26 protein-coding genes are annotated in these 24570 nt (G+C 38.7%); 16 read left to right on the forward strand and 10 right to left on the reverse strand.

Annotation, left to right across the window (positions count from 1 at the left end; translation table 11 throughout):
- Window positions 1-5: 5 nt before the first annotated feature.
- The 3 genes from accB to FB6_RS14035 form a co-directional block, all read right to left on the reverse strand.
- Window positions 6-422, reverse strand: a complete 417-nt coding sequence (accB, locus tag FB6_RS14025; RefSeq protein ID WP_174560574.1) for an acetyl-CoA carboxylase biotin carboxyl carrier protein — start codon at window positions 420-422, stop codon at window positions 6-8.
- A gap of 16 nt (window positions 423-438) precedes the next feature.
- The gene (gene aroQ / locus FB6_RS14030; RefSeq protein ID WP_174560575.1) at window positions 439-894 is read right to left on the reverse strand and encodes a type II 3-dehydroquinate dehydratase; all 456 of its coding nucleotides are present in this window, start codon (window positions 892-894) and stop codon (window positions 439-441) included.
- Window positions 895-1140: 246 nt separating this feature from the next.
- A complete protein-coding gene (locus FB6_RS14035; protein ID WP_174560576.1) occupies window positions 1141-2457 on the reverse strand; it encodes a Y-family DNA polymerase in 1317 nt (438 codons plus the stop codon).
- A 314-nt stretch (window positions 2458-2771) separates the two neighbouring features.
- Here FB6_RS14035 and FB6_RS14040 point away from each other — a divergent pair, with 314 nt between their 5' ends.
- On the forward strand, window positions 2772-2912 hold the full coding sequence (locus FB6_RS14040; RefSeq protein WP_174560577.1) for a hypothetical protein: 141 nt from the start codon (window positions 2772-2774) through the stop codon (window positions 2910-2912).
- A gap of 116 nt (window positions 2913-3028) precedes the next feature.
- Here the strand turns inward: FB6_RS14040 and FB6_RS14045 are convergent, their stop codons facing one another.
- Entirely contained in the window at window positions 3029-3652 is a 624-nt protein-coding gene (locus FB6_RS14045) for a LexA family protein (protein ID WP_174560578.1), read from the reverse strand.
- Window positions 3653-3776: 124 nt separating this feature from the next.
- On the opposite strand from FB6_RS14045, the gene FB6_RS14050 reads away from it, so the two are divergent.
- The 7 genes from FB6_RS14050 to FB6_RS14080 all read left to right on the forward strand — a co-directional run bounded on the left by FB6_RS14050 (window position 3777) and on the right by FB6_RS14080 (window position 8444).
- Complete coding sequence (locus FB6_RS14050) at window positions 3777-4139, forward strand: immunity protein Imm33 domain-containing protein (protein ID WP_174560579.1); 363 nt, start codon at window positions 3777-3779, stop codon at window positions 4137-4139.
- Window positions 4140-4296: 157 nt separating this feature from the next.
- The gene (locus FB6_RS14055; RefSeq protein ID WP_174560580.1) at window positions 4297-4554 is read left to right on the forward strand and encodes a hypothetical protein; all 258 of its coding nucleotides are present in this window, start codon (window positions 4297-4299) and stop codon (window positions 4552-4554) included.
- A gap of 4 nt (window positions 4555-4558) precedes the next feature.
- Complete coding sequence (locus tag FB6_RS14060) at window positions 4559-5308, forward strand: zeta toxin (protein ID WP_174560581.1); 750 nt, start codon at window positions 4559-4561, stop codon at window positions 5306-5308.
- A 346-nt stretch (window positions 5309-5654) separates the two neighbouring features.
- Entirely contained in the window at window positions 5655-6071 is a 417-nt protein-coding gene (locus FB6_RS14065; protein ID WP_174560582.1) for a YeeE/YedE family protein, read from the forward strand.
- A gap of 1 nt (window position 6072) precedes the next feature.
- Entirely contained in the window at window positions 6073-6495 is a 423-nt protein-coding gene (locus tag FB6_RS14070; RefSeq protein ID WP_174560583.1) for a DUF6691 family protein, read from the forward strand.
- Window positions 6495-7364 (forward strand): MBL fold metallo-hydrolase, encoded by an 870-nt coding sequence (locus FB6_RS14075; protein WP_174560754.1) that lies wholly within the window; start codon window positions 6495-6497, stop codon window positions 7362-7364. Before FB6_RS14070 ends, FB6_RS14075 begins: the two co-directional genes overlap by 1 nt.
- Before the next feature lie 315 nt (window positions 7365-7679).
- Complete coding sequence (locus FB6_RS14080) at window positions 7680-8444, forward strand: alpha/beta fold hydrolase (protein ID WP_174560584.1); 765 nt, start codon at window positions 7680-7682, stop codon at window positions 8442-8444.
- A gap of 53 nt (window positions 8445-8497) precedes the next feature.
- Here the strand turns inward: FB6_RS14080 and FB6_RS14085 are convergent, their stop codons facing one another.
- From FB6_RS14085 to tssH, 6 genes are read right to left on the reverse strand one after another with little or no spacing between them, the layout of a single operon-like run.
- Complete coding sequence (locus FB6_RS14085) at window positions 8498-9451, reverse strand: M15 family metallopeptidase (protein WP_174560585.1); 954 nt, start codon at window positions 9449-9451, stop codon at window positions 8498-8500.
- Window positions 9448-10080, reverse strand: coding sequence for a hypothetical protein (locus FB6_RS14090; RefSeq protein ID WP_174560586.1), 633 nt, complete (start codon window positions 10078-10080; stop codon window positions 9448-9450). The genes FB6_RS14085 and FB6_RS14090 overlap by 4 nt, the downstream gene beginning before the upstream one ends.
- 13 nt (window positions 10081-10093) lie before the next feature.
- A complete protein-coding gene (gene icmH / locus FB6_RS14095; protein ID WP_174560587.1) occupies window positions 10094-10900 on the reverse strand; it encodes a type IVB secretion system protein IcmH/DotU in 807 nt (268 codons plus the stop codon).
- Window positions 10901-10911: 11 nt separating this feature from the next.
- Window positions 10912-12276, reverse strand: a complete 1365-nt coding sequence (gene tssK, locus FB6_RS14100) for a type VI secretion system baseplate subunit TssK (RefSeq protein WP_174560588.1) — start codon at window positions 12274-12276, stop codon at window positions 10912-10914.
- 5 nt (window positions 12277-12281) lie between these two features.
- Window positions 12282-13409 (reverse strand): type VI secretion system protein TssA, encoded by a 1128-nt coding sequence (gene tssA / locus FB6_RS14105; protein ID WP_174560589.1) that lies wholly within the window; start codon window positions 13407-13409, stop codon window positions 12282-12284.
- A gap of 34 nt (window positions 13410-13443) precedes the next feature.
- On the reverse strand, window positions 13444-16119 hold the full coding sequence (gene tssH / locus FB6_RS14110) for a type VI secretion system ATPase TssH (RefSeq protein WP_174560590.1): 2676 nt from the start codon (window positions 16117-16119) through the stop codon (window positions 13444-13446).
- 384 nt (window positions 16120-16503) lie between these two features.
- Between tssH and FB6_RS14115 the strand changes: the two genes are divergently transcribed.
- The 8 genes from FB6_RS14115 (at window position 16504) to FB6_RS14150 (ending at window position 24538) form a co-directional block, all read left to right on the forward strand.
- Window positions 16504-17214 (forward strand): hypothetical protein, encoded by a 711-nt coding sequence (locus FB6_RS14115; protein WP_174560591.1) that lies wholly within the window; start codon window positions 16504-16506, stop codon window positions 17212-17214.
- Window positions 17215-17236: 22 nt separating this feature from the next.
- Window positions 17237-17740 (forward strand): type VI secretion system contractile sheath small subunit, encoded by a 504-nt coding sequence (gene tssB, locus FB6_RS14120; RefSeq protein WP_174560592.1) that lies wholly within the window; start codon window positions 17237-17239, stop codon window positions 17738-17740.
- A complete protein-coding gene (gene tssC / locus FB6_RS14125) occupies window positions 17733-19214 on the forward strand; it encodes a type VI secretion system contractile sheath large subunit (RefSeq protein ID WP_174560593.1) in 1482 nt (493 codons plus the stop codon). Before tssB ends, tssC begins: the two co-directional genes overlap by 8 nt.
- A gap of 52 nt (window positions 19215-19266) precedes the next feature.
- Entirely contained in the window at window positions 19267-19770 is a 504-nt protein-coding gene (locus tag FB6_RS14130) for an Hcp family type VI secretion system effector (protein WP_174560594.1), read from the forward strand.
- Window positions 19771-19849: 79 nt separating this feature from the next.
- Window positions 19850-20326 (forward strand): type VI secretion system baseplate subunit TssE, encoded by a 477-nt coding sequence (tssE, locus tag FB6_RS14135; RefSeq protein ID WP_174560595.1) that lies wholly within the window; start codon window positions 19850-19852, stop codon window positions 20324-20326.
- Between the two features lie 11 nt (window positions 20327-20337).
- Entirely contained in the window at window positions 20338-22143 is a 1806-nt protein-coding gene (gene tssF, locus FB6_RS14140; RefSeq protein WP_174560596.1) for a type VI secretion system baseplate subunit TssF, read from the forward strand.
- Window positions 22107-23102, forward strand: a complete 996-nt coding sequence (tssG, locus tag FB6_RS14145) for a type VI secretion system baseplate subunit TssG (RefSeq protein ID WP_174560597.1) — start codon at window positions 22107-22109, stop codon at window positions 23100-23102. The genes tssF and tssG overlap by 37 nt, the downstream gene beginning before the upstream one ends.
- On the forward strand, window positions 23099-24538 hold the full coding sequence (locus tag FB6_RS14150) for a hypothetical protein (RefSeq protein WP_174560598.1): 1440 nt from the start codon (window positions 23099-23101) through the stop codon (window positions 24536-24538). The genes tssG and FB6_RS14150 overlap by 4 nt, the downstream gene beginning before the upstream one ends.
- The last annotated feature ends 32 nt before the right edge of the window (window positions 24539-24570 follow it).

Genomic DNA, 24570 nt, shown 5'->3' on the forward strand with positions numbered 1-24570 from the left:
TGGTCTTAAGCGCGATAGCGGAACAATGGTTGACCGAATTGGATAACATCGCCATTTTTCACCAGAATTTCTTCAATCACACCGCTTTGAGTCGCTTCAATCGGGTTCATGATTTTCATGGCTTCAATAATACCGAGTGTTTCGCCCGCAGAAACGGTCTGACCCACTTTAACGAATGGTGCTTCACCCGGGTTTGGTGCTGCGTAGAACACACCAACCATAGGAGATGTTTCAACTGCGCCGCGCGGTGTTTTTGCAACAGGGGCTGCAGCGGCAGCTACAGGCATCGCAGGAACAGCTGCTGCTACCACAGGATTACGACGGGTTAAGGCGATGGATTGATCACCTTCTTTAACTTCGATCGCTTGTAAGTCAGATTCAATCATCAGGTCGATGAGTTTCTTGATTTTACGGATATCCATGAGACAGTATTCCTAATTATGATTGCGTAGAAGGTTGAATTTTTTCGATAGCGTATTCGAGTGCAGTTGCATAACCTTTTGCACCTAAACCACAAATAACGCCAACGGCTTTGTCAGATAAATACGAATGATGTCGGAATGCTTCACGTGCGTGGACATTCGACAAATGAACTTCAATAAAGGGGATAGCAACACCAAGAAGCGCATCACGGACTGCAACAGACGTATGTGTCAACGCGGCAGGATTGATAATGATGAATTGAACGCCTTCTTGTTGTGCCTGATGAATTCGGTCAACAATTGCACCTTCCCAGTTGCTTTGGAAAGCGTCTAAAGAGATTGCTGCATTTTGAGCTTGGGTGATGAGCTTTTGATTGATGTTTTCCAGTGTAAGGTGTCCATAAACTTCAGGTTCACGTTTACCCAGTAAATTTAAATTCGGTCCATGAATAACCAAAATGGTTGAGCTCATTCAGTTTGCTCCAATTATAAATTTGCAAATTCACCTTGCAAGATGTCAGCAAAGTTTGCGTATTATGGCATATATTTCCACATTCTTATTGTAAATTGTTTGAATTGATGCGGAAGCTACGTGTCAAAACTGACCTATATAATGGGAACTTTGCAAGGAATTGGCAATGTTAAAAAATGACATTTTTTGTGATTTTTTATAATTGTTACTATTTTCTACATTGTAAACTGAATTGACCAAAACAGTTCACTTATTTTGTGTAATTGCCATTGCTGGATCATTAATGGTTAGAAGCTCTTGCCAGCAAGTAGTATAGCGTGGCGAACGATATTGTTGCTTCATCTGCCATGCAGAACTACGAGAATGATAGCCTATCTGAATGCAATCCTGACCATAGCGTTGTTTCATCTTTAACAGGGCTTGCATTAAGTTATCACGTTGTTGAATTCGTTCCAATGGTTGCCATAAGTCATGCATATAATGTTGCTTGGAACATAAGGCACTCAACATGATTTCTACCTTAATGTATTTTTTATTTTCTTTAAATAAAACATCTATTTGCTTTAATGCTGCATGATTTAAAGTCAATAAGTCATCACTTGCATATTCCAGACCCAATGCATAAGAAATGCTTTTTTTATAGGGTGGATTGGGTATTTTTTCATAGAGTGATACATGTACGCAGGCACAGAGTTGTTGCTGTTTAATTAAGCGCTGATAAGCTTGGTTGACATGAAAAATGACGGCTTGTTTTATCACGTTTTTTTCAGTCAGTGCGGCAGCAAAACTGCGTGATGAAAGAATCCTTTTTGAGGGTGTTTGCGGATCATCCAGTGCAATGCAGGATTGACCTTTTAGTTCACGAATGGTGCGTGCAAGCATGACTGAAAATTGCTTGCCAAGATGATGTTCATTGGCAAAAGTTAAGTCATAGGCATTATAAATTTCATAGTCTTGAAGCTGTTTGCTGATTTTACGACCAATGCCCCAGATTTCTGCAACCGGTGTTTCTTGCAGTAAGCTTTCATAACTGCATAAGTCTACATGGGGTAAATAGCAGACCGAGTCAAAACCAGTTCTTTTTTTTGCAAAATAATTGGCCAGTTTGGCCTGAGTTTTTGTGGTACCCACGCCAATACAGCAAGGCAAGCCAATCCATTGCTCCATAATTTTGATTAAATGGCGACAATATTGCTCTAGATCAAAATGTTCTGCATAGCTTCCCAGTTGAATAAAGCATTCGTCAATGGAATAGGGTTCCAAATCATCCGGATGGAAATGCTGTTCTAAAATGGTAAAAAAGCGCCGTGACATATCGCCATACAAAGCGTAATTACTGGAAAATACTTTGACACCCGCTTTTAAGGCAGTCTGTTCAATTTCATACCATGGAACGGCCATACCAATATTCAAGGCTTTGGCCTCATTGCTGCGGGAAACCACACAACCGTCGTTATTGGACAAAACCACGACCGGTTGTCCATTCAGCTTCGGATTAAAGGCACGCTCACAGCTGACATAGCAGTTATTAATATCAATTAAGGCAAACAGTTGTTGGGGCATTTTATTCTTGAATTTGTAACATTTTCAAGATAAGAATAATCCAGTGTCTGAAAAATTTCAATTTGAAAAAAGTGCAACAATCAAGCTGCTATGCGCTAAAGCGCTATAAAATCGTGTAAGCATCCGTGTCATTCGCGTTAATACCGTAAAGCGCAAAGTTGTTGATGTACTAAAAATCAGTAAATTAATATTTTGAAAATTACAATGAATTAAGTCGATACAGTTTGCAGGTTGGTAAAATGGAAATATCGGCTAGATTAATAAGAGTCGTCATCAGTACGACATATCCCCAAGTTGAAAGGATGGATCTGTAAATGGCTAATCAACAACAATCGAATCAGCAAAGCGAAAATCAAAAGCATCAACAGCAGCAACAACAGCAAGACAATCAACGTCAGCAAAACCAAGGCGGTCAACGCCAACAGCAGCAAAAAAATCCTCAACAGCAAAAATAATCCTCAGCAAGACTAAGGATTTATCATAAAGCCTCAAGTTTACTTGGGGCTTTTATCGTTGTATTTAAAAGTAGAAATGGTGAGCTGCTGCAGTTGTGTATTAATCAATAAATTTATTAGCGTAATTTTTTTAAAATACAGGTCACTACACCCCAAATAATCAGTTGTTCTTCACTGCGCAAATAAATGTCGGGATACTCTGGATTTTCTGCCTTTAACCAGATTTTCGGTTCAGAGCTATGTTGCTGTTTCTCTTTCATAAAGCGTTTTACAGTAAATTCATTATTAATGAGAGCCAAGACGATATCGCCATGTTCTGCCTTGAGGCTTCGGTCAATTAAAATCTGGTCATCAATATCGATACCGGCATTTTTCATCGACAGCGAGTTGACACGTAATACAAAGGTACTGGACGGATTGTGGATGAGATATTTATTTAAGTCGATAAAGTCTTCTGTGTAATCCTGTGCTGGAGAGGGAAAGCCTGCCGCAACCGATTCCAGGGGATAGGGAATATCGAGTTGGGTTTGAATCTGGATTGGATGTAATTCAACGTCTACACGGCGATCATCTTCAGGTCGAGGTTTCAGCCAGGCTTTAAGTTCCAAAACTTTAGATTCGGGCACCCGCATTACTACGGTTTTTTCTTGATATTGGGTTTTTCGTCCTGCATTTTTACGTTTACCGCCGTGACCATGTCCAGTGTTGTCTGGATTTAGCGATCGATCTTGAGGGTTCATGGAAGTCTCTTGAATTTGTAACTTTTTCAAGGTTAACAAAAAACACTGAAAATAAAAAGTTTAGCTATCCTAAATCTTCTACGTTAAAATACCGATATTCGGTTTTATATGCCAGAGAAATGCAATGCCTAAACATACCCAGCAACTGTCGCCACTTGAAGAGCTGATTGCAGAACAGAAGTTATTGTGTGAAGAGTTTGAGTCTGCCTATATTCAGGTCAGTGGTGATGATGTCGTTGCTGTTGCGGTACAAACTTTAAATAAAGAACCGATTGTCGGGATTCGCAAGAAACCTGAAACTGAAGAAAATGTAGCCTGGTTTATCTACGGCGGAGAACTGGAAGCGGGTGAAGATTTTTTTCAGACCATGACTGTTCGGGAGTTACAGGATATTTTGCCTGAGGTACTGCCATATTTGGCCTTGGCAGAAGGCTTCCGCTTTATGATTGATCGTGATGATTATGAAGATGTCTGGAAAGAAGACTAATTATGCTGCAAGCCACTGTATATAAGGGTGGCTTGATTCATGCCAATGCTAAATTGTACTGCTAAAGAGTTACATTTCTATGTTGGTGTATTTATAGACAATTATTTGCACTATGTTAATATAAGAAATATACACCTTGTATAACGGGAGTTGTTGTATGACAGCTTATACCATCATGAAAGCAGGCAAATATGAGGATGATATGATTCCTAAACTTGCCATCCATGCATTCCGTCATGCCTTTAACAAAGCATGTGCGCTCACAACGGTCGTTTATACAAAAGAACAGCAACTGGTGCAACGTGAAGTCAATGGACAAGAGACCGTCATTCAGGACTTATCACATGCTTATGTTAGCGTGGATCATCTTCCTAAAGTTTTAAAACGTAAAAGAACACAAGAGGCTGCTGTATAACTGAATGCCTCAACCAAGAATAAGGATGTTTGCCGGTCCAAATGGATCTGGAAAAAGTACGGTTAAAGAATATCTATTGCCCCATTATATTGGGGCTTATTTAAATGCTGATGACTTGGAACAGCATTTGAATGCTGGTCATCAACTCGACTTAAGCACTTATCATTCCGCCTTAAAAGCACAAGAGCTGCTTGATTTTCTTAAACAGAAAAAACGTCCGCAAGCCAAACAATTGGTTCCTTTACTGCAACGTGAACCGGTGCTGCTTGATCACTGGACGATTCAGTTTGATGCGACCGAAATCGATTCTTATCTATGCGCACGGATTATAGACTATATTCGTTTCGAGTTTTTGCGTTTAAAGATCAGTTTTACCTTTGAAACGGTAATGTCGCATATTTCCAAAGTGGAATTCTTGCAAAACGCAAAACGGCAAGGGTTTAAAACTTATCTGTATTATGTTTCTACGGTTGATCCGGTGATTAATATTGCTCGTGTCAAATATCGGGTGAGTGTAGGCGGACATGCTGTTCCGGAACAGAAGATTATTGAACGTTATTACCGTAGTATCGATTTACTTATGCAGGCGGTCGATGCCAGTGATCGAAGCTATTTGTTTGATAACTCGTCCAATGGTGAAAAAGCTGCATTTATTGCCGAAATTGAATCTGGGGAAAAACTCAAAATGAATCCTGACGTTCAACAGCTACCCTGGTGGTTTGCGGAAAAAGTGCTGAAAGAGTTTATCGACTAATAAGAACTATATCCTGATCATATATTTGAGTATTCATCCATATTACTCCAACATCTTACTTTAGAAATTGTGAGCTTTGATTGAGCTAAATAAGCACTCAATAGAATAACCGTACGATAGTTTTAGCTACGTATAAAGTAATTTACATTTAAAAAAAGATAGAATAAACAATAAATTAATCATGATTTACACCATACTTAATATTACTTTAGCTATGTACGGAGTATAGTTATTTATATGGTAAGGCTTACTTTGAGCAAAGAAAGATATCTCTCCATTGAGTTCGCATAATTAATTATTTTATTATATAATATATAAAAGTATATTGTTTTTGGAGCATTCCCTCATGCATGCTTTCTTGCTCGCATTTTTAGGTGGAATTTTACTCGGACTATCTGTGGTTGGATACTTGTATGTGAATGGCCGTATTGCTGGCGTGAGTGGGTTAATTGCACAAGTATTAAATCCTCAAACCATATTTAAAACGCCGGCATTCTGGTTTTTATTGGGTCTGTTTGTGGTGCCATTTTTTTATAACATGCTGCAAGCACCACCTATTGTATTAAATGCCAGCCCATTGATGCTGATTATTGCAGGATTATTGGTTGGTTTTGGTACCCGAATGGGAGCTGGATGTACCAGTGGACATGGCATTTGTGGAATAAGTCGATTATCTAAACGTTCAATGGTTGCGACAATTATGTTTATGTTTACCGGCTTTGTGACGGTTTATATCATTCGCCATATCACAGGAGCGTTCTAACATGAAAAATCTATGGGCTTTTTTCTTTGGTGGATTGTTTGCAATCGGTTTAATGCTATCCGGCATGTCTAATCCTAAAAAGGTATTGGATTTTCTTGATTTATTTGGTCAGTGGGATCCGAGTCTTGCTTTTGTCATGCTAGGGGCGATCGCCGTGGCATTTATTCCGTTTCAAAAAGCAATGCATCAACAAGCACCTAAAACAGTGTATGGAGATAGCATTGATTTACCTAAAAACAATAAGCTAGATTTGAATTTGCTGATGGGAAGTCTGATTTTTGGAATTGGTTGGGGAATTGCAGGAATTTGTCCGGCACCTAGTTTGACTTTAATTGGTTTGGGATATTATCAGGGGCTTTATTTTGTTGTTGCGATGCTGATAGGTATGTTTATTCAGCGTCAATTAATGGGACGATATTCATGATGCAATCACCACACGTTCAGCATTTTTTTGACCAGCAAAGCAATACTTTTAGTTATGTGGTGAGCGATCCAGTCAGCGGTTGCTGTGCAATTATTGATAGCGTGCTGGATTATGATGCGCCGTCAGCGACAACCCAAACGACACAAGCCGATTTCATCATTGATTATATTCATCAAAATAGCCTAAGCGTAGCATGGATTTTGGAAACCCATGTCCATGCAGACCATCTAACTTCATCGCAATACTTAAAAGCACAGTTAGGTGGTCAGATTGCAATGAGCAAGAAGATTAGCATTGTGCAAGAAACTTTTAGCGCTATTTATAACTTGGACATTAAGCACTTTAATTCCAGTCAAAGCTTTGATTACCTGTTTGAAGATGGAGAACCCTTTAAAATAGGTGAGTTGGCAGCTTATAGCATACCCACACCGGGGCATACGCCAGCTTGTCTAAGCTATGTGATTGGGGATGCAGTATTTGTAGGCGATACCTTGTTTATGCCGGATTATGGGACAGCACGCTGTGACTTTCCCAAGGGCAGTGCTGCAACCTTGTTTGATTCAGTGCAAAAGCTGTATCAATTAGATGAAAGTATCCGGGTTTTCCTTTGTCATGATTATTTGCCAGCAGGGCGGCAGCAGTTTCAATGTGAAAGCACTATCCATGCGCAGAAAAAACACAATATTCATTTGAATGAGCAGACCTGCAAAACTGAATTTGTCGTAATGCGAAACCGCCGTGATGCGACATTATCCATGCCGAAGCTGATTTTACCTGCCATCCAGATCAATATGGATGGGGGACAGTTTCCTAAACCAGAAGCCAATGGCATTAGCTATTTAAAATTGCCATTAAATTATTTTAAGTAGATAAAGAGGAGGAAAAGAGCAGTTTTAAATCAAACAATTAGCCTAAACGTTAAACAAAGCACAGTTCATTATGATTAATTTATTGCTAAGCCTATATTTTATAAAAATGATTTGAATGTTCTATAAATAATTCTACAACCAGTTTCTGCCTGTGCATATTTTTTAATAAACGAGATATTTACCTTGTAGAAACCTTTTTTCTAACACCATAAAATAGCCTAAGCAGAAATACAATTTTAAAAAAAATGGCAATTGATTAAATCCCTCATTTAATCAAAAATAAATCCATCTAAAAATAAGGTCATACAACTATCCATGATTTTAAATCACCAAATTCATCTCAATGAAGCTGCTACAAACAAAACTCCTTTGGTATTTATTCATGGGCTGTTCGGCAGTTTAAGTAATTTGGGCATGTTGGCACGCGCATTTTATGAATCACATTCCGTGATTCAAATTGATGTGCGAAATCATGGACATTCAGCGCATTCTACAGAAATGAATTATGCGGTGATGGCACAGGATATTTTAGACACATTAGATGCACTGAATATTCAACAGTTTTCTGTCATCGGTCATTCCATGGGAGGAAAGATTGCCATGCAATTGGCCAATAGAGCAGGTGAGCGATTACAACAGCTTGTAATTTTGGACATGGCACCATTTGCCTATCAAGAAAGTCATCACGATCAGATTTTCAAAGCTTTATTTGCGGTACAAAATGCACATATTGAAACTCGACAACAAGCCATGCAAATTATGCGTGAATATTTAGCTGAAGAAATGGTGATTCAGTTTTTAATGAAATCTTTTAATCAGGGACAATGGCTGTTTAATGTCGATGCGTTATTTAACCATTACTCAGATATTCTAACTTGGGATGCGATCCAGCCTTGGCAAAAACCAGCATTGTTTATTCGTGGAGGCCAATCGGCCTATATCAGTAAAGAGCAACATTTTACCGCGATCGAGCAGCAATTTCCGCATGCTCAAATTCGGGTGATTGAACAGGCAGGACATTGGCTGCATGCAGAAAGAACCCAGCAAGTGCTGGATGAAATAAAACTCTATTTAAAATAATTTGTAGTGTGAATAGTCGCTCAATTCAAAAATGAGCGACTATAGTTGCATCATTAATTCAGATGATTCGCCAATAACTGGCCTTCAGAGGTTAATTGCTCAGCCATTTCAGCAGTTTTTCGTAGTCCTGGCAGCCGATACTCGGTATGCCCATAATCCTGAATGGATTTCCAGCGTCCACCCCACGTCAGGCCTACAGATTCAGCCACTTCACCATAAAGCTGGTAGCCTTGCATGGCCCAAGGATCACGCTCAGAAATCACCACTTTGCCATTGCGTTTAAAGGCGACATCGGCAGCTAAACCAAATTGATGGTAACTCTGGAAACCTTTGGCGCGGGTAACATGCTGATTCGTTGCCAAGGAATTCTGACGCTCTGGACTACGGTAACCTTCTAATAAAACCATTTCATAACCATAGCGTTGTTGCATGATTTTGAATACCATCAATAAACGCTGTTTATAACGTGGATTTATTTTATTCCATTTACGATCTGCCGATACTAGATCCCCATGTGAATGAGATATAGCTAAATCTTCTGTATTTGAATTAAATGTTTCAGCCTGAATAGCGGATTGAGCTGACTCAATATTGGTTGCAGCAATAATGGCTTCTTCAATTAATGATTCTTCGACTTCTTCTGGAGGAGACAGTATTTGTCCATCTAGTAAGGCATAAATTTGAGGATCGACTTCTCTTAAATAATCCGCTTCAATTTTGCTGGGGCTAATCGGGCGGGTAAAAGCGAACAGCAAAATACTGCTAAATAGAAAAAAGCCAGCAATCAGAATCCACCACTGTTGCAAATGCCAATGCGACTGGATTTGTTCAGGAGCAGCAGCCGTATTAAGCTGCTGTGCAAATTGTCTGACGGACTTGAGTTGCTTCTGACTATGCGGAATAAGCACTAAAAAAAAATTGTGTACTTTAAGGCGTAACTCATAAGAAAAGAGTACCGCTAGACCACAAGCGAATAAGATAAAACACAGAAAAATTGCAACAATCATGGTGTCACGGTGGAGTCTTTTTGGATCACGGGTGTTCTGGTCACTGCAGTGTGGACGGAAGCTTGAGGTGTTTCATTCACTTCAAGTTCTTTTACGGAAACAGGACTTTTTTCTGTTATTGAATTTTTTGCTTCAGCCTGCTTATTTGTTAATGAAGACTTTTGTACGGATGTTGACGTGACTGTTGTTTTGGCTTGAGTTAAAGATGAATGCGGCTGAGGCTGAACAAGATGCTTACTAGAATTTTGCTTTCTTGTATCCGGTTTGGCTTGAGCCGGATGAACAAAAGCCTTACTTAAGTCACTCTCTGTTGGTTGAGGGAATTCAATAGCATGTTCATCTTCATGTATAGGCTTACTGATCTGAGAATCAGGCTGTAGAGATGGGGAGGCTATCTTTCTTGAAACTGGCTGCGTATTTGCTGAGATATCTTGTTCAGATACAGATATATTAAACAATGCCGGGCGATTTTCCAGTTCCTGTTTTAAATTATGGATATAGCTATAGCTCACTATAGCGCTACAGATCACCCCTATACAAAAGCCTAACATTCCATACCCAACGGCTGGATAATAATTCTTTTTTGTCGCTTGCAAGATTCTAAAAGACGTCTGTTTCTGGTGTGCCATTTTTAATTTTTCTTTAGGGTAAATGGATCGTGATATAGGCCTGCTCAGCAGGTGAATTAATAATGTTTTGATATTCTGCCAAAGACTTATTATTTTGATTTAAAAGCATAAAGTTTAAAGTGATGAAAACGAATAAAGCAAAAATCCCCAAAAAGATCAAAATTCCCCAGAACGGTAATTCACGATGAAGCAGATGTTTAATTTGATCGGGCAAAGCGGAAAATGGTGAAAAAGCTGTTTTTTTGCCTTTTAGGAAATCAATTTCATCACCCACACGTGCAACCAGATGATTTAAATTTTGCATGGATTCAATACGGAATTTCCCATGAAAGCCCAGTAACATGCAGTAATGAAACACTTCCAGAGCTGCTAATCGCTCTTTGCCATGACTACGCAAGGACTCTAAAATTTCAAAAAAACGATAGCCTGCAAGTTGGGAACCAAAAAGGCTGAGCTGTAATGGACTAATCATCCAGTTATTCTGTAAATCAAAGAATTTGGCATCTTGTTGGGTGACAATCGTTTCATCCAGTAATGCACAATAGGCATATTTTGCATCATGAATATCATCGGCGGAAAATTGCAGTTTTCGCGCCTGATTTTCAAAACGATTGAGCAGAGCTAAAATTTTGTCACGAAATTCTTCTACATTAGCTGGGATATACTGATTCTTTAAGAGAAATACAATATAAAAACCATCATGTAATAGATCGACCAGATTGGTTGCATGAGTGATTTTTGCTTGAGTAGTCGATGGGTTTAAACCCATACCAATTTGTCCATCATCAAAAAGTGAAGGCGCATTATTATTTATATTCATTTCAAGCTTCCTTAACTATTCATGACTGCAATGAGTTCAACCGAAATGTCCTGAAAACCGGCAGGAATATAAATACAGAGGGATTCTGCATCTAGCATGCGCTGATAGAGTTCATTATTCGGTTCAATTTCAAAATAACTGACGCCAGAACGTACTGGAATGGCAGTCGGAACTTGCATTAAGTGATGCAGCGGAATCACCGGCAAGGCGGCAACCACGCGTTGTTCAACATCCACAGTATTACCGACTTTAAAACGAAGCGGGACCAACTGAACCAGTTCATGGGTTTGCATCACGCCACTGGAAACTGCAATATACAGCCGTGTATCTCGCGTGATTTTGTCGGACTCCAGACTACCCAGCCAATAAGATGGGCGAATTTCTTTTAAGGCAATACTGATATAACGGTTTGAAATAATGGTATCGAGTAAATCACGTAAAATAATATCTAATTGTGAAAAGCTTTCTTGTAAATGATGATGCTGATATTGCGGTAATTGATCCACTTCATAGGCTGTGGAGAAAGTCAGCAGTGATCCGGTTAAACGCAGTAATTCAAAAAACAGTCGTTCCGGATGGATATGCGGATATTGCAATAGATGATTCAGGCTTGCATGAGCGGTATTCAAGGCATTGACCAACCAGAAAGACACAATATCGCCTGAACGGAACTCAATCAGTTTTTGCTCATTTTCACGGTTATTACTTTGAATGGTTTTGATTTTCGCTTTAACGACATTCAAGGTGCGCTTTAAATTTGAAATAAGCGTTTCAGAAGATTCAATATGCAAGATCGGAGGGATGAACTTGCTGTCCAATTCAAAATTTCCCGAACTTTGACGTTTAATTTTGGCAATTGCCAAATATAAGAAACCGTCTAACTCATGGTTCGGCTGCACACTGGAATCAAATAATTTAAGTTCTGCACGGCGTCTTAATAGAGTTATATCCGCTGCTGTAGCATCGGTAAACAGGTCATGCGTTTCGCTCAGATGTGAGTGATAACGACTCGGTTGGGAATTTTCTTCAAAAGATACATTGCGTTTATTGGGTTGAATGACTGGTAATGCCAAATATACGGTGATTTCTCCACGTAAATTTAAATCATCCAGTTGAATGGGCTCTGGTAATAAGTCTCGGGCAGGGGCTTGATAAATATCGCCATCTTGCCAGATCATGTCTATCTTTTCTAAAGCCAGCACATGGGTATTGAGTTGTACTTCATCAAACTGAATCGATTGAACACCATAAGCAAAAGGAATCGTGGAGCGGATGGTGTGATTCAAGCGCTGTTCATGATAGGCATCTTGTAATTGAAAATGTTGTGGACGTAAAAATAAGCCTTCGCCCCAAAGAATTTTTTCTGCTTTAAACATTGAATTTACCAGTCGTTATTTGTGTCATGAGTATTTTTTTGAACACCGAGAAGTTCATGTACGGTTTCTAGTGGATTTTCATTTTTGATCACTTGAGTGAGCCATTCATGTAGAGGCAACTGACTCCACTTGATGGTTTTTTGCAGCATATAACTGACCGGACTATGTGGCTCATTGGCCTGAAAATAATGGGCAATCTCTTGCAGCACGTGTATGGCCTGTTCACGATTGGCCAGATGATTTTGAGCCTGAACTTGAAAGGTCAGTGAAGGTCTCATTATTGATGTCGATATGCAGTCAGTTGCTGACTGAACATTTTCAGAAGGGTGAGTTGTTTCCGCAACTGGATTTTCTTGATTACTAATAATTGTTCCGGAACTAAAGGCATCAGTTTTATAGATTTTTTTCAGACTGTTGTGTATAGATTCTAGCTGTGAATCAATCGCAGCAAAACTCGGTGCATCTAGCCCCAACAAACTATCCAAAACCGCTTTTAAAATCTGCCATTGCTTCAAAATATCTAAAAATGCCTGATAATTTTGATATTGCAAAGATTGGGACGTCTGGCAAAGAGCTTGCTCAAACTGTTCTAAAGATGAACCTGACTGTACATTCGCATGCTCCTCAACCTGCTTCAGACGTAAATTTTGTTGATGCAATAAAACGTCGTAATCCATTAAAGAATAAAAAGGCGACACATTCATAACCGGAATATTTTTAATCAGCATGGGTAGCTGGTTAATTAGGCCTTGTAACAAACCTAGACGTTGATCCAAATCATTATCTTCAATGACGGGATGCAATAACATCCAGAAATCGCTTAAGCTACGCTGCGTTAATTCCAAAGCTTGGGCTATACCTTTAAAACCATACAGATGAGACCAGGCTTCCATCAACCAGCTATAGAGCCGAATGTCTTTGGTTTTTTCAGTCAGCAATTCAGTCGATTTGGCGCTTACAAAGGCCCAATCCGCTTGCTTAGGCTCCGCAACCCAATCTCCCTGATCCAATAGTGGATCATCTTGAGTTTTTGCCTTTTTAATGGCATGAAATTCATTTGAAAATGAACAATTTACGCCGCAAGGGGTATCAGCGGAAATCGCTTTTAATAATGTTTCGAGTTCTACACTCATGTTTTGCCTTTTAGTCTTTTCAGTCTTTTTTAAATTACGCTGCAGTCACTTTGCTTTTTTTATTACTGCGTTTTTTTAAGGGTTTAGCAACAGGGTCAAGCCGATAAATGATTTCATCATCCTGAACATCGATAAATATTTGTTTAGGCAAATTTTGTTCCGCCAAGCAGACCAATATCTGCGTAGCAAGAGCAGGTAATACGGATGAATTGAGAATATGATCGACATTGCGCGCACCGCTATCCACTTCAGTACAACGGCTGAGCAGTAATTCAGTCAGCTCTTCACTATAAGTCACTTGAGTGGTGTATTGCTGTTCTAAACGGGCAGTAATTTTCCCCAGTTTATGTTTAATGATGCGCAGCAGTAATTCATCATGTAAAGGAAAGTAGGGTACAACACGCATACGGCCTAAAAATGCCGGTTTAAACTGTTTATATAAACTCGGTTTTAATTGTTCTGTTAATGCTTCGGCTGTTGGCCATTGCTCAAACGGCAAGTTTAAGCAAGCTTGCATAATGGTACTTGATCCGGCATTGGAGGTTAATAGAATCGTGGTATTTTTAAAATCAATTAAACGACCTTCACCATCTTCAAGCATGCCTTTATCGAAAACCTGGTAAAACAATTCCTGAACATCAGGATGCGCTTTTTCAATTTCATCCAGTAGCACCACGCTATAAGGATTACGGCGTACGGCTTCCGTTAACACACCACCTTGACCATATCCGACATAACCAGGAGGAGCACCTTTAAGCGAGGAAACCGTATGGGCTTCTTGGTATTCAGACATATTGATGGTAATCAGGTGCGATTCACCACCATATAATTCATGGGCGAGTGCTAAAGCGGTTTCAGTTTTACCGACACCACTTGGACCCACCAGTAAAAATACCCCTTGTGGTTTATTGGGATCTTCAAGTTTTGCTTTAGCGGTTTTAATGCCTTGAACCAGTTGTTGCAAAGCATAGTCTTGTCCCATCACCCGTTCTGAAAGTTTATCTTCTAAAGTTAAAATCTGTTTAATTTCATCATGAACCATATTGCCCACAGGAATACCCGTCCAATCAGAAATAATTTCCTGAATGATGTGTGCATTGACGCGTTCAAAAACCAAAGGGTTTTGACCTTGAATATCGGCCAATTGTTGACGAAGATTAAAAATACTTTGTCGCTTATTAGAATGTCCGGAAGATAAATCAGTCTGTTCAATGGATTGAATCTGTTGCACTAGTTCCAGTTCGGATTTCCATTGCCGTTCAGTCACTGCAATTTCAAGCTCCAGGAATTCAATTTTCTGATCTAATGCGTCTAAACGCGCATGATGAATAGGACGTGTTTGATGTTCGGTAGCTAAAATGTCACGTTCAAGATGTAAATTATGACGTTGCGCTTTGAGCTGATCTAACTGGACCGGTTGTGCCTTTTGGGTCAGTGCCACACGTGCGGCAGCCGTATCCAATACGCTAATGGCTTTGTCTGGCAGTTGGCGTCCACTAATATAGCGATGGGAAGAGTGAACCGCTGCAACAATCGCTTCATCATCAATTTGCAACTGAAAATGCTCGCTCATGACTGGAATCATGGCACGCAGCATTTCAATCGCTGCAGTTTCAGTCGGCTCTTCAACTTTCACCACCTGAAAGCGACGGCTTAGTGCGGCATCTTTTTCAAAATATTGTTTATATTCAGCCCAGGTAGTTGCGGCAATGGTCCTTAATTCACCACGAGCTAAAGCCGGTTTAAGCAAATTGGCTGCATCATTCTGACCAGCTTGACCACCTGCACCAATTAAGCTATGTGCTTCATCAATAAATAAAATAATAGGATGGACGGAACTTTGAACTTCCTGAATCACCTGTTTTAGGCGATTTTCAAATTCGCCTTTTACACTGGCACCTGCTTGCAATAGGCCCATATCCAGTACATGTAAATGCACATTTTTTAAAGCATCCGGCACCTGATGATGGGCAATTTTAAGTGCCAAGCCCTCAACTACGGCGGTTTTCCCAACGCCAGGTTCACCAGTTAAAATAGGATTGTTCTGACGACGGCGCATTAAAATATCCAGCATCAAGCGAATTTCGAATTCACGACCAATGACCGGGTCAATTGCACCTTGTTTGGCCTTTTCCGTTAGATTAATCGTGTATTGATCTAAGGCCGGCGTTTTTAACATGGGTTCGGATTTTTTTGCAGTTGATTCAACTTGAGAAGAGGTATTCTGTTCAGATTCTTGCTCAATACTTTTGACACATAGCGCTATGAACTTGTGTTTCATCGTATCAATTGGAAACAATTCAAATAGACTTGAAGCTCGGATTGCAACCTGATACAGATCATTTGCAGTCAGTAATGCAATCAATAAGTGCCCGCTACGAATAAGTGGTTTTTGCTCTGCCGAAGCCAATAACCAGGCTTGCTCAAATAAGCGGACGATGGAATTTGAAAAAATAGGGGTTCTGGCATTACCTTTAGGTAACTGCGAAATACTATGTTTTAAATCTTCAATTAAACCTTCAGCTGAAATTTTGTAAGTATCAAATAACAGCTGTAAATCATTTTTCTCATGATTGTGTAGAATCTCTAAAAAAAAATGTTCAATTTCTATTTCATAGTTTTGTTGATTGATACAGGCATTGACTGATTTTTCGAGCGCGAGGCGGGCACATGAAGATAATTTTGTAATTAAAATTTTTAAATTATTCATTTTTAATTCAACTTTCTAAAACGACAATCAGTTTTTATTTTATTACAATACTAAATTGTCTTAATTTTATGTTTATTTAATTTTTATTTAAAAACAATGCTTTATATCTATTTGTGTAAAAGCAATTGGCACATTCTACACATTTATTTCAAAGAATTAAAAAAAATATCCAGATTCTTTAATCTTTTTACATAAAAAAACAATTAAAACTGGCAAACATGCCGTTTTCTAAAAATTTACTGTTGACTTTAAGTGATCACTTTTTGTTAAATCTGCGCATTGATGAAAAGTCAAAAATAATGAATAAAAAATGGGAAAGTCAGTAAGGCTGATTTAGCCCTGATAAATAATTAAATTTAAACTTAAAAAAATTAGAGGCATATTTTGAATAAAACTAGAATTTTTTGGGCCTTAACCCTGGTATTTTCAGTCAGCACATTCACTTTTGCTCGTGAACAGCCCATTGAACTGAAAAAAGGATGTATTAAAGATCATCCTATCGTTGCAGGTGAAACTGACCCGGATTTATTAAATATTTATAGCCAAATCTGTGATAAGAAAAACAAGAAAAATATTGTTCTTCAACATGAATTATCCATTCAGGCAGCACAAAAATTTCAGGCTATGGGGAAGAATTTAAAAGCTTTACAACTGGTAGATCAGTTGCGCGAACAGAATGTACAGCATAGTGAATTGACTGATGTGGCTTTTCTTGCAGGAATAGCGATTGCAGAGAATTCTTTACAACATATGCGTAGCCAGGAAATGCGCTACCTTAAAGCAGATAGTACTTATCCTGCAGCCAAACAGTTGTCCGATCATATTCAGCATGCATTACCCGAACCGGATACTTCTGATGCGAAAGCCATTACGACATCTTCTATAAAACAAAAAAAGTCTTTAAAAATTAATGCCAATAACCGTAATTCTGATCGTCATTCAGCGTCTAAAGAATCTCAACTGAGTCGCTCAAAAACGATCAGCACACCCAACAAATCGGTAAAAAAGACCCCAATCAACACCATAGCAGCAACCAAACCACAAAATGGCAATCCTACAGTTTCAGGTTCGAGTCCATTTGCTTCATTTAAATAAAAACTAAAACAGGACCATATTCATGGCTAAACGTGAAAGTGTGCAAAAAAAACTCCAGCGCATCCGTCCACCACGCGTGCAACTGACCTACGATGTAGAAGTAGGTGATGCTAAAGAAGTAAAAGAATTGCCTTTTGTGATTGGGGTATTAGGTGATTTTTCCGCAGCATCTGAACTAGAAAAAACTAAATTAAAAGATAAAAAGTTTATCAATGTCGATTTGGATAATATTGATGAAGTGATGCAATCCCTTGCACCGCGTGCAACTTTTCAAGTTGAAAATACTTTAACTGAAGAGGGCGGGGCTATGTCGGTTGATTTAACTTTTAATTCAATGGCAGATTTCCGTCCGGAAAAAGTTGTGCAACAGGTTGAACCTTTACATCAATTGGTGCAAGCGCGTGAACGTTTAACTGATTTACGTAATAAAATTTCGAACAATGAAAGACTTGAAGATTTACTGGATCAAGTTTTACAAAATACCGATCAAGTCCGTAAATTAAGTCTGGAGGCAGATCATGAATAATCTACATGCTGCTACCGCGTCCAATATTGATGTCGAAGAATTTACCTTACTGGATTCGATTGTTGAGCAAAGCCGGATTGCACGAAATCATGAAGAACATGACCGTGCGAAAAGTCTGATTGGTGAATTGGCCAAAGCCGTCATGGCGGGAACGATTACTGTTTCAGAAAATATGACCCTGTCAATTGATAAGCGTATTGCAGAAATTGATGCTTTGATTTCCAATCAGTTAAGCAAAATTCTGCATAATGAGCAATTTCAAAAAATTGAATCGACATGGCGTGGTTTATATTATTTCTGTCAGGAAACCCCATCGCATTCTTTAATCAAAATCCGGATGTTAAATACCACCAAAAAAGAACTGCTTAAAGATTTTCAGGGTGCGACAGATTTCGATCAAAGCACGCTGTTTAAAAAAATCTATGAAGAAGAATATGGCTCATTTGGTGGTGCGCCATATGCAACTTTAGTTGGTGATTTTGAGTTTGATCGTACACCATCAGACATGTATTTGTTGGAACAAATTTCTCATGTTGCTGCGGCTGCGCATGCACCATTTATTTCTGCAGCAAGTTCCACGATGTTGGGACTAGAATCATTTACTGACATTGATCGCCCACGTGATGTTTCTAAAATTTTTGAAACAGCTGAATATATTCAATGGCGTTCTTTCCGTGAAAGTGATGATGCCCGCTATGTCGCATTGACCCTACCAAGAGTATTAGGCCGTTTGCCTTATCATCCTAAAGACGGGACCGCAACGGAAGGATTCAACTTCGTTGAAGAAGTATCTGGTCAAAACCATGATGAATATTTATGGATGAATGCTGCTTATGCCTTTGCTACACGCTTAACCAATGCGTTTGATCTGCATGGATGGTGTGCCGCGATTCGTGGCGTTGAAGGAGGCGGCCTGGTTGAAGGCTTACCTGTACATACCTTCAAAACTTATGATGGTGAAGTAGCATTTAAATGTCCAACCGAGATCGCCATTACCGATCGGCGTGAAAAAGAACTCAGTGACCTCGGTTTTATTCCACTCGTGCACTGTAAAAATACGGATTATGCGGCTTTCTTTGGCGCACAATCGACTCAAAAGCCAAAAAAATATGACAGTGATAGCGCCAATGCCAATTCGGCTTTATCCAGTCAGATTCAATATATTATGGCTGTTTCCCGAATCGCCCATTATTTAAAAGCCATGATGCGTGACAAAGTGGGGAGCTTCGCGTCTGCTGGGAATGTTGAAGCATTTTTGAATGAATGGTTATCACAATATGTATTGTTAGATGATGGAGCATCACAAGAAGCAAAAGCACAATATCCGCTTCGTGAAGCTTCAGTAAAAGTTGTAGAGAACCCGGCTCAACCTGGGCACTACAAGTCGGTGGTCTTTTTAAGACCTCATTTTCAGTTGGATGAGTTGTCAGTGTCTTTGCGACTTGTTACTGAGTTACCTCAGTCCTCTAATTAACCAGAGTGCAATTTTATAATAATTTAAAAATAAAACAGGAAAATATAAAAAAATGAAAGATATATACGTTCAATTTCGTGGAAAGTATAAAGTTGACGGCGAATCTCGTGACTCTGAACACAAGGATTGGCTAGAAGTAAATTCTTGGGCGCATAATATCCGTCAACCTAAATCGGCAACTTCTTCTAGCGTTGGTGGTCACACCGCTGAACGTGTTGAGCATGCCGATATGCTTTTTGTTAAAGATTTGGATGCTACCAGTCCAAAACTTTGGGAAGCTTGTTCAGCTGGTTATACCTTTGATGAAGTGCAAATTGATTTTTACCGTGCCAATGGTGATAAACGGATCAAATATCTTCAAATCAAGCTGAAACATGTACTGGTATCCAGTGTTACACCAAACGTTAACGAAGAGGGTGTTCCAACGGAATCATTTGGTTTGAAATATGCCGCAGTTGAATGGACCTATAACCAGCAGGATATTAACGGTACACAAAAAGGGGCCGTTACTAAGAAATGGTCACTTTCAAATAATACAGCATCTTATGCTGCATAACTGAGTGACAAAAATAGTGGCTAACCTGTGTTAGCCGCTATTTCCTGCTGGATTATTAGATAAATAAAACAAGAAAAACATGAATTTAGATCACTTATATCCTTACGGTTTCAGAAGCACTTTATTTGACCGTTTATTCCCCGGATCCGAACAGAATGATCGGGGCATATCGCTGCAACAATTACGGGAATCTGTTGCTACGGATCTAGAGGATTTGCTGAATAGCCGAATGGCCAAATTGGAGGATTGTATTGATGATTTTCCTATGGCAAAGCAGTCTATTTTGCAATTTGGAATTATTGATTTTGTGGGTTTATCGACTGCCAATCCCAAAGATCGGGATCAAATTTGCCAATCGATTGAACGCTCCATTACTGCCCATGAACCCAGATTGAAACAGATTAAAGTAGAAATGTTACTCGATGGCCAGAATATGGGGGCCTTATGTTTAAGTATTCAGGCTTATTTAAATATTTATCCCTTATTTGAACCGGTCATTTTTGATGCGTTATTAAAACCCACCACACAACAATATGTGATTTCTGCACGGTCTTAAGCGAGTTTTCTGTGATTGAAGAACTGTTACCTTATTATGAAAAGCAATTACAAGAATTTGGGCAACAATCGCGTGAATTCGCACAAAAATATCCCAAAATTGCCCAACGATTATCACTCAATCAAGAGCAAATTGATGATCCGCATATTGAGCGATTAATTCAAGCTTTTTCACTGGTTGCAGCACGAGTCGATAAAAAGCTGGCCGATAGCTATAACCAGTTTACGCATGCCTTATTTGAAGTGATGTTTCCGCAATATCTGAAACCTTTCCCGGCCTGTTCGGTGGTTAGTTTTGAAGAAATTAGCCGACTGAAACAGCTCACAGAAGCACATGAAATTGCAACGGCGACCAAGCTAAAGTCTCGAAGTTACAAAGGAGTGCAATGTGAATTTGCCACCACACGCCCGGTAAGGTTACTGCCTATTGCATTAAATAATTTAAAGTTTCAGACCAATCCCAGTGTACATGTGCATTTAAAACAAAATGCGACATTAAGCTTGGGTTTTCAGATTTTTAATCACAGCCATAATATTCTTGCAAATGAAAAGCTTCCACTGTATCTGGATGCAATTTCGAATTTTCCATTACAGGTTTTAGATCATGTTTTTCATCAGGATACGAAATTTTCATTAAAAGCAGGCAATTTTTTGATGGACATTGATAACCCTTTTGCGGTGATGGGGTTTAATGAAACAGAAAGTGTATTGCCTATAGATCAGCATACTCATCATGCTTATCGCTTGTTAATGGAATATTTTTGTTTTCCCGAAAAGTTTAATTTCCTGAATTTGAATTTAAGTTTTTTAAAGTATTTAAACTCTGAACAATCAGCGTTTGAAGTTCTGATTCATTTTAAATTAAATCTGAATGACCAGACCTGTATCCAGAATTATACGGAACTTAATATCGCGAACTTTAAATTATTTTCAGTTCCAGTCGTGAACTTGTTTCATAAACAGGCAGAACCGCAGAAAATTAATCATAAACAATTAAAATATCCACTCATTACCGATGCCCACCATCCTGAATTTTATCAAGTGTATTCGATCCTTGAGATGAAGATGATTCGGGAAAAAAGTAATCAAGACCAGGTTACTGTTCCTATTTTGCCATTTTTTGGCATGAGCCATTATCATCACGATAATCAGCAATTTTTTTATAGTGTCAATCCAACGCAATTACAAAATCAATCCGTTGAAATAGATTATTCCATCATTTCGAAACATTTATTTCCTCAGAGTAGCAAGTCTGATTTTATCAGTACGCAGTTATTGTGCTGCAATCGTGATTTACCTCATGAAGCTTTAAGTCAAGCCAATCATGTATTGAACTTGAATAATAGTCTGGTACGGAGTGCGCTTATTTTAAAACGACCAAGCAAATCCTATTATTTTGAGCAAAATAAAAAAGAACAGTGGCGGATTATTTCTCATCTTTCTTTAAATACCTTGTCTTTGATGAAGGGGGATGCGGTCAGCCATATCAAAGAATTATTGGAACTGTATAACTTATCAAAATTAAAAGAAAATCATCTGATTATTCATTCAATTAAAAATATTTCTTTTTCACTGAGCCAAAAGTTGGTGCAGGCGCGACCTTTTCCTTTGTTTGTTCGTGGCGTTAAAGTTCAGGTAGATATTGATAGTCAGGTTTTTAGAGGACATAGCCTTTATATTTTTACTCAGCTTTTAAGTCATATTTTGAATTTAAAAGTTCAGATGAATAGTTATGTAGATGTCATCGTCTGTGATTCAAATAGCCAACAGGAGTTATACCAATGCGTGCAGAACGTTGGTGGCAAAAAGCTTCTGTAATTGAAGACCTGATTACAGCACCTACAGGCTATGAGTTTATTCAGGCAACCCGACTACTTAGACACATGCCGAATGGGTCTCAAACACGATATTGGGCGAATGATTTTAAATTTTATAGTTCATTAAATCTCCAATTTCCTGTTGCTGAAATTGAAGCATTAACACTGGAAAAAGAACATATCCAGCTCACCAATCTGATGGTTGGCTTAACCGGTTTGCAAGGTGCTTTACCCTATACGTATACGCATAAAATTAAACAGAGTGGCCGCTATCAAAAGCTAGAAACTATTCACTTTTTGGGTCTATTCAATCATAAATTGACCGCTCAATATGTCGATGCAAGTTTGGCCTATGATTTACCGATTCGTTATGAAATTGAACAAAAAAATGATTATTTGGATATTCTGCATGCTTTAACTGGTTATGTCAGCACGCAGCAGGCTCAGTCTGATTTAGATGATTATTTCGCAGAATTTTCAGGTTTTATGCAGGGGCAAAACAATACGGCTTATGCCTTAAGTACCATGTTGAAGTGTATTTTTAAACAACATTTTGAAATTGAAGAATTTATTGAAGAAAAATTTAAACTGGAACATGAACAGAAAACTGCTTTAGGTGGTTTAAATGCAAATTTATTGGGCGTTAACACTTTTTGTGGGGAAACTATTCGACAAATTGATGGAAAAATAGAAATAAAAATCGGTCCATTATCCAGAACAGATTATCTCAACTTTATGCCAAAGCAACAGTTGAGCGAAAAACTCAAAAAAATTCTATCTACCTGGTGTAGTCCAAATTTGATGGTAGATTTACGCTTAATTTTAAAAAAAGAAGACATACAGCCTCTTTGTTTAGATGCCAAAACTAAAATGGGCTTGGCACAGGGTGCTTTTTTAATGTCAAAACACGCTGGGCAGCATTCAGAAACGTGTTATGCATTAAGGGGAGATATTCAATGATGAAATTCCTTTTCGGAACCTTTAGCAGTCTTTTTCTGCTGGTGAGTATTGCAGTAATTTATTATTGGCGTGACATCCAATTTAATCCGTCAGCCATGGATTTATGGTTGTATTTTATTATTATTCCAGTAGTTTTATCTTTAATTTTACTGGCTCCCTATTTTATTTATCTTGCATATCATGCGTATCAAAAACGTAAAGCACAGCAGCAAAAGAGTCAATCAGATCAACACAAGTCTGAAGATGATTCATCTGAAACTCAGCTGAATACGGAAGATATGCAATGGCTTCATCTGAATATCTTCTCATCCTTTACATTCCATGCATGGGGTGAAAATGAGACCATTATTGATGAGCTAAAGAAATTCAGAAGTCCGGAACTGGATCATCGGTTGACCAATGGTTATGGCTTACCGGTTTTATCTTACAGAATATCGGCATTGGACGAGATGCTACTACAACAGCAAGATGAGCCTGAAATCGAGGAAAAACAGGAACGCTTGCAACGTATCAATGCTCTAATTGAATATCAATTAGAGCAACATACTGAAATATTAGTAGAAGTGGCGGAACATTTAAAACGCTCCGCATTTTTTTATGATCATGAACTGGCTTACCAGTATCGTCTGCATCCCGCTTGGATGGATTTAAGAGAACAAGCCGGTGAGGAAGAAGAACAGTATGATCAGGTCGAACAAGTCCCACGTCTCAATCGACTAAATATTCATATTTTATTCGCTGATAATTTAATTCATGTCTGGAATGAATCTGCTAGCAATGCAATACTGCTGAATTTCGCAGAATCTTTGGGCATTGTGTCACAGCAAGTGCATATCGAGCATCATTTTCTTAGTCAGGAAAGGGGGTATCAAGACTGGCTGAATTTACTCCAGCACATATCAACCCAATCTCAAGAAATCTCTCTGATTTTGAATATCAATTCAGAAATTGATCAGGAATTTCTGGATGAAAAAATATGGCTCTCTGAGCAGTATCTCGCTGCAGAATTTTCCTCCAGCTGGTGTATCGCTGCACAACCTGTACAGATTAACGCTATACAACCACAGAAAATCCTGAACATTGCACGAAATGTGGTTGATTTATCAATGTGCTTAACGCAGGTGATTCCTGATCATGCACAACTCGTTCAGCAAGAACAGCCCTTTGTGTTGATCCTCGATGATGCCTTGGATATTCAAGTCATTAAGAAAAATAATCAGCTATTTGCCCCAACTTTCATTGAAACGCATCATTTTTTATTTACTCAACAATGCATGGGGCATACCCAGCAACTTGCCAAAATTTTTGGTTTTATGTTGGGCATGCATTTGCCTGAGGAGCTGACTGCAATGATATATAGTAACGCTCAAGCTTCAACCCATGCTTTTTTTCAAGTGGCTGATGAAGCAAACCCATTTAAACAACAAGCTAATTAAATATTAATAAAATCAATATAATAACGAGAATC

The sequence above is a fragment of the Acinetobacter bouvetii genome, assembly GCF_902753875.1.
Classification (GTDB): Bacteria; Pseudomonadota; Gammaproteobacteria; order Pseudomonadales; family Moraxellaceae; genus Acinetobacter; species Acinetobacter bouvetii_A.

Excerpts from the sequence above, each read along its gene's own strand:
- accB (WP_174560574.1), bottom strand. The coding sequence starts at position 422 with ATGGATATCCGTAAAATCAAGAAACTCATCGACCTGATGATTGAATCT.
- aroQ (WP_174560575.1), bottom strand. The coding sequence starts at position 894 with ATGAGCTCAACCATTTTGGTTATTCATGGACCGAATTTAAATTTACTG.
- FB6_RS14035 (WP_174560576.1), bottom strand. The coding sequence starts at position 2,457 with ATGCCCCAACAACTGTTTGCCTTAATTGATATTAATAACTGCTATGTC.
- FB6_RS14040 (WP_174560577.1), top strand. The coding sequence starts at position 2,772 with ATGGCTAATCAACAACAATCGAATCAGCAAAGCGAAAATCAAAAGCAT.
- FB6_RS14045 (WP_174560578.1), bottom strand. The coding sequence starts at position 3,652 with ATGAACCCTCAAGATCGATCGCTAAATCCAGACAACACTGGACATGGT.
- FB6_RS14050 (WP_174560579.1), top strand. The coding sequence starts at position 3,777 with ATGCCTAAACATACCCAGCAACTGTCGCCACTTGAAGAGCTGATTGCA.
- FB6_RS14055 (WP_174560580.1), top strand. The coding sequence starts at position 4,297 with ATGACAGCTTATACCATCATGAAAGCAGGCAAATATGAGGATGATATG.
- FB6_RS14060 (WP_174560581.1), top strand. The coding sequence starts at position 4,559 with ATGCCTCAACCAAGAATAAGGATGTTTGCCGGTCCAAATGGATCTGGA.
- FB6_RS14065 (WP_174560582.1), top strand. The coding sequence starts at position 5,655 with ATGCATGCTTTCTTGCTCGCATTTTTAGGTGGAATTTTACTCGGACTA.
- FB6_RS14070 (WP_174560583.1), top strand. The coding sequence starts at position 6,073 with ATGAAAAATCTATGGGCTTTTTTCTTTGGTGGATTGTTTGCAATCGGT.
- FB6_RS14075 (WP_174560754.1), top strand. The coding sequence starts at position 6,495 with ATGCAATCACCACACGTTCAGCATTTTTTTGACCAGCAAAGCAATACT.
- FB6_RS14080 (WP_174560584.1), top strand. The coding sequence starts at position 7,680 with ATGATTTTAAATCACCAAATTCATCTCAATGAAGCTGCTACAAACAAA.
- FB6_RS14085 (WP_174560585.1), bottom strand. The coding sequence starts at position 9,451 with ATGATTGTTGCAATTTTTCTGTGTTTTATCTTATTCGCTTGTGGTCTA.
- FB6_RS14090 (WP_174560586.1), bottom strand. The coding sequence starts at position 10,080 with ATGGCACACCAGAAACAGACGTCTTTTAGAATCTTGCAAGCGACAAAA.
- icmH (WP_174560587.1), bottom strand. The coding sequence starts at position 10,900 with ATGAATATAAATAATAATGCGCCTTCACTTTTTGATGATGGACAAATT.
- tssK (WP_174560588.1), bottom strand. The coding sequence starts at position 12,276 with ATGTTTAAAGCAGAAAAAATTCTTTGGGGCGAAGGCTTATTTTTACGT.
- tssA (WP_174560589.1), bottom strand. The coding sequence starts at position 13,409 with ATGAGTGTAGAACTCGAAACATTATTAAAAGCGATTTCCGCTGATACC.
- tssH (WP_174560590.1), bottom strand. The coding sequence starts at position 16,119 with ATGAATAATTTAAAAATTTTAATTACAAAATTATCTTCATGTGCCCGC.
- tssB (WP_174560592.1), top strand. The coding sequence starts at position 17,237 with ATGGCTAAACGTGAAAGTGTGCAAAAAAAACTCCAGCGCATCCGTCCA.
- tssC (WP_174560593.1), top strand. The coding sequence starts at position 17,733 with ATGAATAATCTACATGCTGCTACCGCGTCCAATATTGATGTCGAAGAA.
- FB6_RS14130 (WP_174560594.1), top strand. The coding sequence starts at position 19,267 with ATGAAAGATATATACGTTCAATTTCGTGGAAAGTATAAAGTTGACGGC.
- tssE (WP_174560595.1), top strand. The coding sequence starts at position 19,850 with ATGAATTTAGATCACTTATATCCTTACGGTTTCAGAAGCACTTTATTT.
- tssG (WP_174560597.1), top strand. The coding sequence starts at position 22,107 with ATGCGTGCAGAACGTTGGTGGCAAAAAGCTTCTGTAATTGAAGACCTG.
- FB6_RS14150 (WP_174560598.1), top strand. The coding sequence starts at position 23,099 with ATGATGAAATTCCTTTTCGGAACCTTTAGCAGTCTTTTTCTGCTGGTG.